The organism is Ectopseudomonas chengduensis (assembly GCF_900102635.1).
GTDB classification, from domain to species: Bacteria; Pseudomonadota; Gammaproteobacteria; order Pseudomonadales; family Pseudomonadaceae; genus Aquipseudomonas; species Aquipseudomonas chengduensis.
On record NZ_FMZQ01000001.1, the window covers coordinates 769,303 to 783,451 of the forward strand.

Sequence of the window (14,149 nt, forward strand, 5' to 3'; positions counted from 1 at the left end):
GCCGGGAATGCGGAGGAGTCGCTGATGCAGGCCTGCATGGCTTCCGGCTGGAGTTTCTCGGCGCCTGTGCTGGTGACGCTGCTGGTGTGCCTCGGCGTGATCCTGCTGGCGCACTGGGTGACCCGGCAGCGCGACTTCCCGGGGCGTGACAGCTTTATCCTTCTGCACTTGGCCAGCTTGTGGTGGATGGGCGCCGCGGCTCTTGAGATGAGCTTCTTCGCCGCCGACTGCAAGATGTTCTGGGCCAGCATGGCCTGGCCCGGCATCGTTGCCACGCCGACGTTCTGGGCGGTCTTCCTCTGGCAATACGTCAACAGCATGCGCGCGCCTCTGGCACGCAGCAGCATCCTCGGGCTGAGCCTGGTGCCGCTGCTGGTCTGGGGGCTGGCGCTGAGCAACCCCTGGCATGGTCTGTTCTACGGGGCTGGCAGTGCGCCGGTCGACGCCAGCCTGGGTGCGCCGGTGCGCTACGAGCATGGCCCGCTGTTCTACGCCACCGCCGTCTATGTCTACCTGTTCATGGCCTTCTGCATGGGCGTGGTGACGCGTGCCGCGGCGCTGAGTCAGGGGCTGCATCGCCGCCATTATCTGGCCTTCGTGCTGGTCACCGCGGTGCCCTGGGTGGCCAATATCGGTTATGTGGGGTTCGGCTGGACGCTGTTCGGCTTCGACCCGACGCCCTTCAGTTTCGCCTTCACCCTGATGGCGTTCTCCTGGCTGATCGTCGGGGTGCGCCTGTTCGACCTGTTGCCGGTGGCCCGTCATCTGCTGCTCGAAGCCTTGCTCGATCCGGTGCTGGTGATCGACCCGCGTGGGCGCGTGATCGAGGCCAACCCGGCGGCGCTGAAACTGGCAGGCCTGCAATCGGGATGGCAAGGCACCGAGTTGCAGCAGTGGCCGGTTTTCGGTGCCGATCTGCAGCAGTTGCTGCAAGAGCACAACGGCCCCGAGCAGGACCTGCCGCTGACGCTGACCAGCGCCGCGCGCTACTACGAGGTGCGTGTGCGCGCCATCCAGCGCGCCACCCGCCATGGCCCGACCCTGCTCGGCCATATGCTCTATATCCGTGACGTGACCCAGCGTCACCTCAGTGAACTCAAGCTGGCCGAGGCGCTGGCGCTGAGTGAGGAGCGTCTGCGCACCATCTCCAGCCTGCACGAGCAACTGCGCGAGCAGGCCCTGTGCGATCCGCTGACCGGGCTGTACAACCGTCGTTATCTGGATGAGTTCTTCGAGCGCGAGCTGGCCAGGGCACAGCGCGAGAACCTGCCACTGGCGCTGGCCCTGATCGATCTTGATCACTTCAAACGCCTCAACGACGAATGCGGCCACCTGGTCGGCGACGACGTGCTCAAGGCCGTCGCGCAGCACCTGCTGGACAACCTGCGCAGCACCGATGCGGTGTTTCGTATCGGCGGCGAAGAGTTTCTGCTGATATTGCCGGGCGGCGATCCGCGCGAGGCCAGCGAGCGCCTGCAGAGCATCTGCGCGCAACTGGCGACTCGCGATGTCGCCACCCGTGGCGGCGACCAGCGTGTGACCCTGTCTGCCGGCCTGGCCCATTGGCCTGAGCAGGGGCAGGCACTCGACGAGCTGCTGCAGGCTGCCGACGCTGCGCTGTACCAGGCCAAACGCGACGGGCGCAATCGTGTTTGCGGGCTGCTGGCAGGCGCCGATCTCAGCCATCCATCCCGGCAGGCAGCATTGCGTGGCGACTCGGGTTAAACTGCGCGCGATTTTTCCCCTTTCCGGAGCCGTCCATGTCCCGCGTCACCCTGAGCCGCTACCTGATCGAGCAGACTCGCAGCCACAACACCCCGGCCGACCTGCGTTTCCTTATCGAAGTCGTGGCGCGGGCCTGCAAGGCGATCAGCCACCAGGTGTCCAAGGGCGCCCTCGGCGGCGTGCTGGGCAGCCTGGACAGCGAAAACGTGCAGGGCGAAGTGCAGAAGAAGCTCGACGTGATCTCCAACGAAATCCTCCTCGAAGCCAACGAGTGGGGCGGCCACCTGGCCGGCATGGCCTCCGAGGAAATGGACAACGCCTACCAGATCCCTGGCAAGTACCCCAAAGGTGCCTACCTGCTGGTATTCGACCCGCTGGACGGCTCCAGCAATATCGACGTCAACGTCTCGGTCGGCACCATCTTCTCGGTGCTGCGCAGCCCCGAGCGCAACGGTGAAACCGGCGACCTGGGCGAGGAAGCCTTTCTCCAGCCGGGCACCCAGCAGGTTGCCGCCGGCTACGCCATCTACGGCCCGCAGACCATGCTGATGCTGACCCTGGGCGATGGCGTAAAAGGCTTCACCCTGGATCGTGAACTCGGCAGCTTCGTGCTCACCCACGACAACATCAAGGTGCCGGAGTCGACCAAGGAATTCGCCATCAACATGTCCAACCAACGCCACTGGGAAGCCCCGGTGCAGCGTTACGTCTCCGAGCTGCTGGCCGGTGAAACCGGGCCGCTGGGGCGCAACTACAACATGCGCTGGATCGCCTCGATGGTGGCCGACGTGCACCGTATCCTCACCCGCGGTGGTGTGTTCATGTACCCGCGTGATGCCCGCGAGCCGGACAAGCCGGGCAAGCTGCGCCTGATGTACGAGGCCAACCCGATGTCGATGATCATCGAACAGGCCGGCGGCGCCGCGACCGACGGTAACCAGCGCATTCTCGATATCCAGCCCACTTCCCTGCACCAGCGCGTGCCGGTATTCCTCGGCTCCAAGGAAGAAGTGCTGCGTATCACCGCCTACCACCGCAACTGATGAGCGCCTGGCAACCGCTGCTCGACTGGTGGTTCGGTGCCGAAGGCAGCGCTACCGAAGTCGCCGCAGCGCGCCAGGGTTTATGGTTCGGCAAGCGCGACAGCCAGGATCGTGAGGCAGAGGCGCGGTTCGGCGCCCTGGTCGAGCAGGCACTGGCTGGCGAGCTGCAAGGCTGGACGGACGACCCGCAGGGTTGGCTGGCACAGCTGATCCTGCTCGATCAACTGCCGCGCATGATCTTTCGCGATACGCCGCGGGCCTTTGCCGGCGACAGCCGGGCTCGCCCATTGCTGCAGGAGGGCCTTGAGCGTGGCTGGGACCTTAGGCTGACGCCGATCCAGCGGGTGTTTGCCTATCTGGTCTTCGAGCACGCCGAAGATCTGCCCTTGCAGGACCGCGCGGTCGAGCTGTTTGCTGATCTGCTGAGCGAAGCAGCTGTCGATGAGCGGCCATTGTTCGCCAATTTCCTCGATTTTGCCGAGCGTCATCAGCGGGTGATTGCCCGTTTCGGTCGCTTTCCTCATCGCAATGCGATTCTCGGTCGCGGCTGCACTGACGAAGAACAGGCCTTCCTGCGGGAACCCGGCTCGCGTTTCTGAACTCCAAGCGGGCAAGTCGTCGTCGGCTATGCCAAGCTTGCTGGCACCTTCCCATCAGGAGTTTTACCCATCATGTCGATGCGTATCGTCGCGTTGCTCGCCTGTTGCCTGCTCGCCGCCTGCAGCAAGGTCAATCAGGAAAACTACTCCAAGCTCAAGGCCGGTATGAGCAAGCAGGAAGTGGAAAACCTGCTCGGCGCGCCCGGTGAGTGTGCCGGCGCACTGGGGATGACCAGTTGCACCTGGGGCGACGACAAGGCCTATATCAGTGTCCAGTACGCCGGGGACAAGGTCATGCTGTTCTCCGGCAAGGGACTCAAGTAAACAGGAGCTTCCATGCGTTCGATCCTAATCGCCAGCGCCATTCTCGCCCTGGCCGGCTGCGCCAATTCCGGTACCGGCAGCATCCCCAAACCGCCACCGCAGACCATGCAGGTCGACCTGCAGCGCTACCAGGGCACCTGGTACGAGCTGGCGCGCCTGCCGATGTTCTTCCAGCGCAACTGCGTGCAGTCCGAAGCGCATTACGGTCTGCGTGACGATGGCCGCATCGACGTGACCAACCGCTGCCGCGACAAGGACGGTGAGTGGATCGAGGCCAAGGGCGTCGCCGAGCCTCAGGTCGAAGGGCAAACCGACAAGCTGTGGGTGCGCTTCGACAACTGGGCCAGCAAGCTGCTGCCGATTAAGGGCGACTACTGGGTGATCTACCACGACGAGGACTATCGCGTGGCACTGGTCGGTCACCCGGAGCACAAGTACCTCTGGCTGCTCTCGCGCACCCCTGAAGTGGATCAGGAAACCCGCGACAAGCTGCTCAGCGTCGCGCGCGAGCAGGGCTACGTTACCTCGGACCTGATCTGGCGTCAGGCCGATTGATCCAGCGCTCGCCCGTAGCCCGGATGCAATCCGGGGATGTCTACCGGGATTTCCCGGATTGATCCGGGCTACGCTTTCACTCCCAATCCAGGCGCGCCAGCTTCCATTCGCTGCCGTCGAGCCACCATTCCAGCTTCACTGAATAGTGCCGCGCGCTGTCGGGGATCAACCCCTCGGCGCCACTCAGGCCTACCTGAGCTTCGGTATAGCCCTTGCTGCTGATCGCAGCGTCGATCCAGCTGTTCTTGCCCAGTGCGATGACCTTGATGTTCTTGTGGCGCAGGAACAGCAGGGTCATGGTGCGCTTGGCCCATTCGCGGTCCAGCTCCTGGCGGGCGAGGAAGTCGCCATGCAACTGCTCCAGCACTGCACCGGTGCTCTTGGCCTCGATGTTGTCCTGCAACTGCTGAACGGCCGCCTCCAGAGCGGCCTGCGGGTCGTCACCGCCGCCGCAGCCGGCGAGCAGGAGGGTGAAGGACATAAACAGCGACCAAGCCAGATGACGCATCGACATGCTGAACTTCCTTTTCATGGTTATGATGCCGGGCAGAGTGGAACACGGCAGTTGTAGCCCAGCCAACAGGAGCCAACCATGCAGACTTTGTACCCGGAGATCAAACCCTACGCTCGCCATGAACTGGCGGTCGAGCAACCGCACGTGCTGTACATCGACGAGAGCGGCTCTGCGGATGGGTTGCCGGTACTGTTCATTCATGGCGGCCCCGGTGCCGGCTGCGATTCTGCCAGCCGCCGTTACTTCGATCCCGCCCTGTATCGCATCGTCACCTTCGACCAGCGCGGCTGTGGCCGTTCGACGCCGCACGCGAGTCTGGAGAACAACACCACCCAGGCGCTGATCGCCGATATCGAGCGTATTCGCGAGCATCTGGGTATCGACAAGTTCGTGCTGTTCGGTGGCTCCTGGGGCTCGACCCTGGCGTTGGCCTATGCACAGGCGCATCCGCAGCGCGTGCATGGACTGATCCTGCGCGGCATCTTCCTGTGTCGGCCGCAGGAGTTCAGCTGGTTCTATCAGGAAGGCGCCAGCCGCCTGTTCCCCGATTACTGGGAGGATTACGTGGCGCCCATCCCGGTCGAGGAGCGCGGCGACCTGATGCAGGCCTTCTACAAGCGCCTGACGGGTACCGACCAGATCGCCCAGATGCATGCGGCCAAGGCCTGGTCGACCTGGGAGGGGCGTACTGCCACCCTGCGTCCCAACACCCAGGTGGTCGAGCGCTTCAGCGAGGCGCATCGGGCACTGTCCATCGCCCGTATCGAGTGCCACTACTTCGTCAACGACGCCTTCCTCGAGCCTAACCAACTGCTCCGTGACATGCCGAAGATCGCCCATCTGCCGGGCATCATCGTGCACGGTCGCTACGACGCCATCTGCCCGCTGGACAACGCCTGGGCGCTGCACCAGGCCTGGCCCAACAGCGAGCTGCAGATCATCCGTGACGCCGGCCACTCGGCGGCGGAACCCGGTATCACCGATGCGCTGATCCGCGCTGCCGAACAGATGGCCCGGCGCCTGCTCGACCTGCCGCCGGAGGATGCATGAAGCTGCTGATCCAGCGCGTCAGCGGTGCACGGGTGGAGGTCGAAGGCGAGGTGGTGGGCAGCATCGATCAGGGCCTGCTGGCGCTGGTCGGCATCGAGCCGCAGGACGATCAGGCCAGTCTGTCCCGCGCGCTGCACAAGCTGCTGAACTACCGCATGTTCAGCGACGAGGCGGGCAAGATGAATCGCTCGCTGACGGACGTGCAAGGCGGGCTGTTGTTGGTCTCGCAGTTCACCCTGGCAGCCGACACCAAAAGCGGCATGCGCCCCAGTTTCTCCAGCGCTGCGCCACCCGCGCAGGGGGCTGCGCTGTTCGATGCTCTGGTGGAAATGGCCAGAGCCCAGCATCCGCAGGTCGCCACCGGACGCTTCGGCGCCAATATGCAGGTGCACCTGGTCAACGATGGGCCGGTGACCTTTCTGCTTGAGGTATAGCGGTAGTTTGTGGGAGCGAGCTCTGCTCGCGAATGCTGGCGACTCGAACGCTTGGCGAGCAGAGCTCGCTCCTACAGGTTGCTCGTTCGCGTTTAGAACAATCTGGCCAGCAACGCCGGCACGGCCGTCTCCACCCGCAGAATGCGCTCGCCCAGCTGCACCGGTTGCAGGCCTGCTGCTTCGCGCAGCAGCTCGACTTCGTAGGGAATCCAGCCGCCCTCCGGGCCGATGGCCAGGGTCACCGGTTGCTCGACGGCGCGCGGGCAGGCCGGGTAATCACCGGGGTGGCCGGTCAGGCCAAGTGTGCCGGCCGCCAGGGCCGGTAGGCGATCCTCGACGAAGGGTTTGAAGCGCTTCTCGATGCTTACTTCGGGTAGCACCGTGTCGCGCGCCTGCTCCAGGCCGAGGATCAGCTGTTCGCGAATGGCCTCGGCCTCGAGAAACGGTGTCTGCCAGAAACTCTTCTCCACCCGGTAGCTGTTGACCAATACCAGGCGCGCCACGCCCATGGCGCTGACCGTCTGCAGCACGCGCTTGAGCATCTTCGGGCGGGGCAGGGCGAGGATCAGGGTCAGCGGTAGCTTGGCCGGTGGCGGCTGGTCGAGACTGACATGCAGTTCGGCATGCTCGGCATCCAGGGCGATCAGTCGGCCTTCGCCCATCAGGCCGCCAAGATGACCGACGCGCAGGCGATCACCGGTCTCGGCGCGATGCACTTCATGTAGATGTTTCAGGCGCCTGCCACTGAGGCGTACCCGCTCGCCACCGACGAAGTCGGCGTCCTCCAGCAGCAGCAGGTTCACGGCAGCGGCGCGGGTGGCTGGTCTTCGGGCTTGGCTTCTTCTTCGGCCTGTTCCTGGTCGCGCTTGCGCTTGACCAGCGCGCCAGCCAGTACACCGGCTTCGAACAGTAGCCACATCGGCACGGCCAACAGGGTCTGCGAGAACACGTCCGGCGGCGTCAGCACCATACCGACCACGAAGCAGCCGACAATGACGTAGGGGCGGCTCTTGCGCAAAGTCGCTACGTCGACCAGGCCTACCCAGATAACCAGGAAGGTAGCGATAGGGATCTCGAAGGCCACGCCAAAGGCGAAGAACAGCGTCAGGACGAAATCCAGGTACTGGCCGATGTCGGTCATCATCGCCACGCCTTCCGGGGTCACGCTGGCGAAGAAGCCGAACATGATCGGGAACACCACGAAGTAGGCGAAGGCCATGCCGGCATAGAACAGGAAGATACTGGAAATCAGCAGCGGCACCGCGATGCGTCGCTCATGGGTGTATAGCCCCGGCGCGATGAAACCCCAGATCTGGTGCAGGATCACCGGCATGCCTAGAAACAACGCACACATCAGGGTCAGCTTGAATGGCGTCAGGAACGGCGAGGCGACCCCTGTGGCGATCATCGTCGCGCCTTCTGGCAGATAGGCGCGTAACGGTGCAGCGACCAGGGCGTAGATATCCTGAGCGAAGTAGAACAGGCCGGCGAAGATCAGCAGGATGATCACTACACAGCGCAACAGACGAGTACGCAGCTCGGCCAGGTGCGAGACCAGAGGCATTTCCTGGTCGGCTTGTGGATTATTGCTCATGGCTGGGGATTCTTGTCCTGAACGCTCGGGGCCGTGTCGGCAGTCGATTTGGCGCTGTTCTCCGCTGGCGGATTGTCGCTTTTGCCGGTGCCGAGAATGTCCTGCTTCATCGCCTGCATTTCCCGCTCGAGTTCGAGAATCCGCTCGTTATGCAACTGACGGCGAATCTCGTCGGCGCCGATCTCGCGCTCCACCTCGGCCTTGATCGAGTTGAAGCTGCGCTTGATCCGGCCGATCCACAGGCTGGCCGTACGCACGGCGCCTGGCAGGCGCTCGGGGCCGAGCACCACCAGGGCCACCAGACCGACCAGCAGCAGCTCGGTAAAACCGATGTCGAACATGGCTTAGTCTTTCTTCGCTGGCTCTTCGACCTTGCGTGCCTGGGCGTCGATGGTCTGGCCCTTGGGCTCTTCCACGGCTGGCTTTTCAGCTTCGCCGCTATCCATCGATTTGCGGAAACCCTTGATCGCGTCGCCCAGATCCGAGCCAAGGCCTTTCAGGCGCTTGGTGCCGAACAGCATGACCACGATGAGCAGGATGATCAGGAGTTGCCAGATGCTGATACCGCCAAAGCCCATGATATGTACTCCGTAATGAAGGTTTATTCGGATTGCGGTCGCGCGGCTTTTTCCGCGTGGCCGGAGAGGCCGAAACGGCGATCCAGTTCATCCAGCACAGCCTGGGGATGCTGGCCGAGGGCGGCGAGCATGACCAGGCTATGGAACCACAGATCGGCGGTTTCGTAGATCAGGTCCTTGCAGTCACCGCTGGCGGCGGCGTCCTTGGCGGCGAGGATGGTTTCCACCGATTCCTCGCCGACCTTTTCCAGAATCTTGTTCAGACCCTTGTGATACAGGCTGGCGACGTAGGAGCTGTCGGCCGCTGCGCCCTTGCGCGACTCCAGCACCTCGGCCAGGCGGCTCAGGGTGTCACTCATGGCTGTGTCCTGCATAGATGGCGTGCGGATCTTTCAGCACCGCGTCGACGGTTTTCCAGCCGCCATTCTCGTATACCCGATAGAAGCAGCTTTCGCGACCGGTGTGGCAAGCGATGCCGCCCAGTTGTTCGACCATCAGCACGATGACATCGGCGTCGCAGTCCAGGCGCAGTTCGTGCAGTTTCTGCACATGGCCGGATTCCTCGCCCTTGCGCCACAACTTGCCACGTGAGCGCGACCAGTAGATGGCGCGTTGTTCGCTGGCGGTGAGGGCCAGGGATTCGCGGTTCATCCAGGCCATCATCAGGATGCGGCCACTCTGGTAGTCCTGGGCGATGGCCGGCACCAGGCCATCTTCGTTCCAGTGGATTTCGTCGAGCCAATCGTTCATCGGTATTCCGTATCTGTTACGCCGGGCCTCGGCCCGTGAATTCCCCAAGTGTGCCAGTGCCGCAGCCAACTGGCTATCGGCGCAGCACCAGATAGAGCCCGCCGCCGACCATCAGCCAGGCTGGCCAGGTGGCCAGCAGTGGTGCCAGGCCTTGCATGGTGCCGGCGCCGATCAGTGCCGCACCAAGCAGGCGCAGTGTCCAGTGGTCGCGTGGTGCACTGGTCTGGACCTGTACCGGCTGCTGCAGACGTTCCAGGGTGTCGCGGGCGATCTGTGACAGGTGAGGCACCTGCTCGGCTTGTTGCTGCAGGTTGCGCAGCAGATGCAGCGGGCTGATGCGCTCGCGCATCCAGCGTTCGAGGAAGGGCTGCGCGGTGCTCCACAGATCCAGATCCGGATAGAGCTGACGGCCGAGGCCTTCGATGTTGAGCAGGGTCTTCTGCAGCAGCACCAGTTGCGGCTGCACTTCCATGTTGAAGCGCCGGGCGGTCTGGAACAGGCGCAGCAGCAACTGGCCGAAGGAGATGTCCTTCAGCGGCTTCTCGAAGATCGGCTCGCACACGGTGCGAATCGCCGCCTCGAACTCGTTGACCTTGGTGTCGGCCGGTACCCAGCCCGAGTCGATGTGCAACTGCGCGACCTTGCGGTAGTCGCGCTTGAAGAAGGCGATCAGGTTGCGCGCCAGGTAGTCCTGGTCTTCGTCGGTGAGGCTGCCGATGATGCCGCAGTCGATGGCGATGTACTGCGGGCTCCACGGCGTGCGGGTGCTGACGAAGATGTTGCCGGGGTGCATGTCGGCGTGGAAGAAGCTGTCGCGGAACACCTGGGTGAAGAAGATCTCCACGCCGCGCTCGGCCAAAAGTTTCATGTCGGTGCGCTGGTCGGCCAGGGTCGCCAGGTCGGTCACCGGGATGCCGTAGATGCGCTCCATTACCAGCACCTGGTGGCGGCACAGGTCCCAGTACACCTGCGGTACGTAGAGCAGAGGCGAGCCGTCGAAGTTGCGCCGCAGCTGGCTGGCGTTGGCTGCTTCGCGCAGCAGGTCGAGTTCATCAAAGATGGTTTTTTCGTAGTCGCTGACTACTTCTACCGGGCGCAGGCGGCGGGCATCGGCCGAGGCTTTCTCGGCGATACGGGCGATCAGGAACAGCCAGGCCAGGTCCTGGCGAATCACCGGTTTGAGGCCCGGGCGCACCACCTTGACCACCACCTGCTCGCCGCTTTTCAGCTGCGCGGCATGCACCTGAGCCACCGAGGCCGAGGCCAGGGGCTGGCTGTCGAAGCGGGCGAACAGCTCGCTCACCGGGGCGCCAAGCTGGGCTTCGATCAGGGCGATGGCTTGCTCTTCCGGGAAGGGCGGTACCTGATCCTGCAGGCGCGCCAGCTCATCGGCGATATCCGGCGGCAGCAGGTCGCGGCGGGTGGACAGCAGTTGGCCGAACTTGATGAAGATCGGCCCCAGGTCTTCCAGCGCCAGACGCAGACGTGCGCCGCGCGACAGCGCCAGCGTCTTGCGCGGCAGCCAGCGCCAGGGCAGCAGGCAGGATAGCGCGCGCAGCCAGAATGGCAGCGGTAGCTCGAAGAGCATCTCGTCCAGTTGATAGCGGATGACTACGCGCTGGATGCGCAACAGGCGGCGAACGGCAAGCAGCTTCATGCGTCGGACTTATTGGCAGAAGTGAGGCGCTCGATGCGTGCTTCCAGGCGGTCGAGGGCGAGTTTGAGTTGATCCAGCTCGGCGAAACGCGCATCGGCTTCGCGCTGGCCCACCAGGGTGCGTGATTCTTCGGCCAGGTAGTCGGCCAGATTCTGCTTGAGGCTGGTGGCGCCGTGGCTGGCGAGATTGACCCGGCTGCGCAGGTGACCGGCGAGCAGGGTAGTGGCCACCGGGCCGAGCCAGCGCGAGATTTCGTATTCCCAGTCCAGCTCCAGATCCTGCAGGATGCCGGCCAGTTGCAGCAGCACCGCGCTGTCGCCATCGAGCGATACCTCAGGGCGATGCAGCACGGCAGTTTTCTCGCGGCTCAGGGCCAGGCGCAGCAGGCTGGCGGCAGGTGCGGTGAGCGTGCAGTCGGCGGGTGCATGCCACTGTGCGGCGAGTTGCAGACCATCACCACTGGGCAGAATGAACAGCTCCAGTGCCGGGCTCTGGCACTGTACGGCGATGACCTTGCCACTCAGTGCCTGCAGACGCGGCAAGGCCGTGTCATCGAGGCGCAGGGCGCGGTTGAGGCCCGCCTCGACGCCCGCCAGCAAGCCCGTGATGAGCATTAAGGCTTGATGCCGCGATGCAGGGCGACGATGCCGCCAGTCATGTTGTGGTAGGTGACGCGCTCGAAGCCGGCGTCGACCATCATCGCCTTGAGGGTTTCCTGATCCGGGTGCATGCGGATCGACTCGGCCAGGTAGCGATAGCTTTCCGAGTCGTTGGTGATCAACTTGCCGGCCAGCGGCATGAAGCTGAACGAGTAGGTGTCATAGACCTTGGCCAGCAGCGGGTTGCCAGGCTTGGAGAACTCCAGAACCAGCAGGCGACCGCCGGGTTTTAACACGCGCAGCATCGAGCGCAGGGCGTCTTCCTTGTGGGTGACGTTGCGCAGGCCGAAGGCGATGGTGACCACGTCGAAATGGTTGTCGGGGAACGGCAGCTTCTCGGCATCGGCCTGGACGAACTGCACGTTGCCGGCCACGCCCTTGTCGAGCAGGCGGTCACGACCGACCTTGAGCATCGAGTCGTTGATGTCGGCCAGCACCACTTGCCCGGTCGGACCAACGATGCTGGAGAACTTGCGGGTCAGGTCTCCGGTGCCGCCAGCGATGTCCAGTACGCGGTTGCCGGTGCGCACGCCGGACAGTTCGATGGTGAAGCGCTTCCACAGGCGATGCAGGCCACCGGACAGCACGTCGTTCATCAGGTCGTACTTGGCCGCCACCGAGTGAAAGACTTCGGCCACTTTCTCCGCCTTCTGGCTTTCCGGCACATCCTGGAAACCGAAGTGGGTGGTGGGTTCCTGCTCCTGGGCCTTGCGTGGATCGCTCATGTCGCTCTCACCGGGTAGAAAACCGCACCATTCTAAAGGCGCCTGGCGCCTTTGTCTTGCCTGGGTGCCCGCTCGCCCGATGGGCTGGTAGAGTGATGTGACCTCATGCCGCAGCCGTGCGGCACGCCGCCAGTTCAAGGAGTTGCCATGTCCCGTATTCGTGTCGAACGATCCCATTCCCTCGGTCGCGAGGCCGCCCGCGAGAAGGCCGAACGCCTGGCCGAGCGCCTGGCCAGCGAGTACGACGTGCGCTATCGCTGGAACGGCGACACCCTGGAGTTCAAGCGCAGCGGTGCCGACGGCAGCATCGCGGTGGGTGAAGACACTGTGCGTGTGGAGCTCAAGCTCGGGCTGTTGCTGTCGCCCATGGGCGGCATGATCCAGCGCGAGATCGAGCAGGTGCTGGACAAATCGCTGGCCTGAGAGCAGCGGCAAGCCAGTAGGGTGCGCTGTGCCCGCCGCCACTGGGTCGCATGGAACATGCATGCTGTCGCCTGTTCCTAGTATGCGATTTCTAATTTTTCTCCTTAGGGTGTACCCAAGCCTGCATTCCGTGGGCGTTTCCGCTAACTGTCAAAGCGCGTGAGGTGCACCATGTCGAAAGTTGCCGTGAAGAAAAAAGTAGAAGCCGTGGTCGAAGACAAAGCCGGTCTGTTCGACGACGTGAAGGGCTATGCCCGCAAGATCTACCTCGCTGGCCTGGGCGCTTACGCCAAGGCGGGTGTCGAGGGGGCTGAATACTTCAAGGAGCTGGTCAAGGCCGGTGAAGGCGTCGAAAGCAAAGGCAAGAAGCTGGTCGACGAGCAGGTAGAAGCCGCCAACAGCCAGATCGAATCGGTCAAGCAGTCGGTCAACAGCAATGTCACCAGTGTTAAAGGCAAGGTCGAAGTTCAGCTCGACAAGATCGAGAAGGCTTTCGATACTCGTGTGGCTTCCGCTCTGAACCGTATCGGCATTCCGTCCAAGCAGGATGTTGAAGCACTCTCTGCTAAGCTGGATGAGCTGAGCGCGTTGCTCGAGCATGTCGCGCGTACCAAATAAGGAGATCAGGATGGCTGTTAAGAAGAAAACCGAGAAACAGACCAGCTCCTGGATCGGCGAGGTCGAGAAATACTCGCGTCAGATCTGGTTGGCAGGCTTGGGCGCTTATTCCAAGGTCAGCAAGGACGGCACCAAGCTGTTCGACACGCTGGTCAAGGACGGCGAGAAGGCTGAAAAGCAGGCCAAGAGCGAAGTCGACAAACAGGTTGGCGCGGTGAAAGCCGGCGTCGGTTCCAAGGTCGGTTCCGCCAAGTCCAAGGTCGATGAGGTCAAGGACAGGGCAATCGGCAAATGGGGTGAGCTGGAAGAGGCCTTCGACAAGCGTCTGAACAATGCCATTTCGCGTCTGGGCGTGCCCAGCCGCAACGAGGTCAAGGCATTGAATGACAAGGTCGACAGCCTGACCAAGCAGCTGGAGAAAATCACTGGCGTATCGGCCAAGTCGGTCGCCAAGCCTGCTGCCAAAGCTGCGCCCAAACCTGCCGCGAAGGTTGCCGCCAAGCCGGCTGCGAAAGCAGCTGCCAAACCTGCTGCGAAGCCGGCCGCCAAGCCTGCTGCCAAAGCTGCAGCCAAGCCAGCAGCCAAACCGGCTGCCGCGAAACCTGCAGCCGCCAAGCCGGCAGCTAAACCTGCGGCGAAACCGGCAGCCAAGGCCGCAGCGAAACCCGCTGCCAAGCCAGCGGCCGCCGCCAAGCCGGCAGCCAAGCCAGCAGCCAAGCCTGCTGCAGCGAAGAAGCCGGCTGCGAAGAAACCGGCAGCGCCCAAGGCAGCTGCGCCGAAACCGGCTGCACCGGCACCGGCTCCGGCCGCCGCCGCAACGCCGGCCGCTGCACCGGCTCCGGCTGCCACCCCGGCAACTCCAGCCACCCCGTCCTGAGTTTCTCGGGATCACAAGCGCCCG

General features: G+C 63.6%; 20 protein-coding genes. 10 read left to right on the plus strand and 10 right to left on the minus strand.

The features are described from left to right. The first annotated feature begins 24 nt into the window (after positions 1-24). From BLS08_RS03495 to BLS08_RS03515, 5 genes are all read left to right on the plus strand, one after another. The gene (locus BLS08_RS03495) at positions 25-1,725 is read left to right on the plus strand and encodes a histidine kinase N-terminal 7TM domain-containing diguanylate cyclase (protein WP_017678509.1); all 1,701 of its coding nucleotides are present in this window, start codon (positions 25-27) and stop codon (positions 1,723-1,725) included. 35 nt (positions 1,726-1,760) lie between these two features. Beyond that, positions 1,761-2,768, plus strand: coding sequence for a class 1 fructose-bisphosphatase (locus BLS08_RS03500; protein ID WP_017678510.1), 1,008 nt, complete (start codon positions 1,761-1,763; stop codon positions 2,766-2,768). Then, positions 2,768-3,367 (plus strand): DUF924 family protein, encoded by a 600-nt coding sequence (locus BLS08_RS03505; RefSeq protein WP_017678511.1) that lies wholly within the window; start codon positions 2,768-2,770, stop codon positions 3,365-3,367. The genes BLS08_RS03500 and BLS08_RS03505 overlap by 1 nt, the downstream gene beginning before the upstream one ends. Positions 3,368-3,439: 72 nt before the next feature. Further along, positions 3,440-3,691: an outer membrane protein assembly factor BamE domain-containing protein gene (bamE, locus tag BLS08_RS03510; RefSeq protein WP_003458959.1), complete on the plus strand. Its 252-nt coding sequence runs from the start codon at positions 3,440-3,442 to the stop codon at positions 3,689-3,691. Between the two features lie 12 nt (positions 3,692-3,703). Beyond that, a complete protein-coding gene (locus BLS08_RS03515; RefSeq protein WP_017678512.1) occupies positions 3,704-4,246 on the plus strand; it encodes a lipocalin family protein in 543 nt (180 codons plus the stop codon). Positions 4,247-4,322: 76 nt separating this feature from the next. Here BLS08_RS03515 and BLS08_RS03520 read toward each other — a convergent pair whose 3' ends face one another. Next, complete coding sequence (locus BLS08_RS03520) at positions 4,323-4,760, minus strand: LPS-assembly lipoprotein LptE (RefSeq protein WP_017678513.1); 438 nt, start codon at positions 4,758-4,760, stop codon at positions 4,323-4,325. A gap of 78 nt (positions 4,761-4,838) precedes the next feature. Between BLS08_RS03520 and pip the strand changes: the two genes are divergently transcribed. Continuing rightward, the gene (pip, locus tag BLS08_RS03525) at positions 4,839-5,810 is read left to right on the plus strand and encodes a prolyl aminopeptidase (protein WP_017678514.1); all 972 of its coding nucleotides are present in this window, start codon (positions 4,839-4,841) and stop codon (positions 5,808-5,810) included. Next, entirely contained in the window at positions 5,807-6,244 is a 438-nt protein-coding gene (dtd, locus tag BLS08_RS03530) for a D-aminoacyl-tRNA deacylase (protein WP_017678515.1), read from the plus strand. Before pip ends, dtd begins: the two co-directional genes overlap by 4 nt. 92 nt (positions 6,245-6,336) lie before the next feature. Here dtd and BLS08_RS03535 read toward each other — a convergent pair whose 3' ends face one another. From BLS08_RS03535 to ubiE, 9 genes are all read right to left on the minus strand, one after another. Beyond that, the gene (locus BLS08_RS03535; protein ID WP_017678516.1) at positions 6,337-7,047 is read right to left on the minus strand and encodes a 16S rRNA (uracil(1498)-N(3))-methyltransferase; all 711 of its coding nucleotides are present in this window, start codon (positions 7,045-7,047) and stop codon (positions 6,337-6,339) included. Next, a complete protein-coding gene (gene tatC, locus BLS08_RS03540) occupies positions 7,044-7,838 on the minus strand; it encodes a twin-arginine translocase subunit TatC (protein ID WP_017678517.1) in 795 nt (264 codons plus the stop codon). Before tatC ends, BLS08_RS03535 begins: the two co-directional genes overlap by 4 nt. Further along, positions 7,835-8,179, minus strand: a complete 345-nt coding sequence (gene tatB / locus BLS08_RS03545) for a Sec-independent protein translocase protein TatB (RefSeq protein WP_017678518.1) — start codon at positions 8,177-8,179, stop codon at positions 7,835-7,837. The genes tatC and tatB overlap by 4 nt, the downstream gene beginning before the upstream one ends. A 3-nt stretch (positions 8,180-8,182) precedes the next feature. Then, positions 8,183-8,416: a twin-arginine translocase TatA/TatE family subunit gene (gene tatA, locus BLS08_RS03550; protein ID WP_003458970.1), complete on the minus strand. Its 234-nt coding sequence runs from the start codon at positions 8,414-8,416 to the stop codon at positions 8,183-8,185. Positions 8,417-8,439: 23 nt separating this feature from the next. Continuing rightward, positions 8,440-8,775, minus strand: coding sequence for a phosphoribosyl-ATP diphosphatase (locus BLS08_RS03555; protein WP_003458971.1), 336 nt, complete (start codon positions 8,773-8,775; stop codon positions 8,440-8,442). Further along, positions 8,768-9,166: a phosphoribosyl-AMP cyclohydrolase gene (gene hisI / locus BLS08_RS03560; protein WP_003458972.1), complete on the minus strand. Its 399-nt coding sequence runs from the start codon at positions 9,164-9,166 to the stop codon at positions 8,768-8,770. The genes BLS08_RS03555 and hisI overlap by 8 nt, the downstream gene beginning before the upstream one ends. Positions 9,167-9,239: 73 nt before the next feature. Continuing rightward, positions 9,240-10,823 carry a ubiquinone biosynthesis regulatory protein kinase UbiB gene (gene ubiB, locus BLS08_RS03565; RefSeq protein ID WP_017678519.1) on the minus strand — a complete coding sequence of 528 codons (1,584 nt, stop codon included), beginning with the start codon at positions 10,821-10,823 and terminating at the stop codon, positions 9,240-9,242. Then, the gene (locus tag BLS08_RS03570; RefSeq protein ID WP_090336050.1) at positions 10,820-11,437 is read right to left on the minus strand and encodes a ubiquinone biosynthesis accessory factor UbiJ; all 618 of its coding nucleotides are present in this window, start codon (positions 11,435-11,437) and stop codon (positions 10,820-10,822) included. The genes ubiB and BLS08_RS03570 overlap by 4 nt, the downstream gene beginning before the upstream one ends. Further along, on the minus strand, positions 11,437-12,207 hold the full coding sequence (ubiE, locus tag BLS08_RS03575) for a bifunctional demethylmenaquinone methyltransferase/2-methoxy-6-polyprenyl-1,4-benzoquinol methylase UbiE (RefSeq protein WP_017678521.1): 771 nt from the start codon (positions 12,205-12,207) through the stop codon (positions 11,437-11,439). Before ubiE ends, BLS08_RS03570 begins: the two co-directional genes overlap by 1 nt. Positions 12,208-12,354: 147 nt before the next feature. Here ubiE and BLS08_RS03580 point away from each other — a divergent pair, with 147 nt between their 5' ends. From BLS08_RS03580 to BLS08_RS03590, 3 genes are all read left to right on the plus strand, one after another. Further along, a complete protein-coding gene (locus tag BLS08_RS03580) occupies positions 12,355-12,630 on the plus strand; it encodes a polyhydroxyalkanoic acid system family protein (RefSeq protein WP_017678522.1) in 276 nt (91 codons plus the stop codon). Positions 12,631-12,801: 171 nt separating this feature from the next. After that, positions 12,802-13,248, plus strand: a complete 447-nt coding sequence (locus tag BLS08_RS03585) for a phasin family protein (RefSeq protein ID WP_017678523.1) — start codon at positions 12,802-12,804, stop codon at positions 13,246-13,248. A 10-nt stretch (positions 13,249-13,258) separates the two neighbouring features. Further along, the gene (locus BLS08_RS03590) at positions 13,259-14,125 is read left to right on the plus strand and encodes a phasin family protein (protein ID WP_017678524.1); all 867 of its coding nucleotides are present in this window, start codon (positions 13,259-13,261) and stop codon (positions 14,123-14,125) included. Positions 14,126-14,149 lie beyond the last annotated feature (24 nt).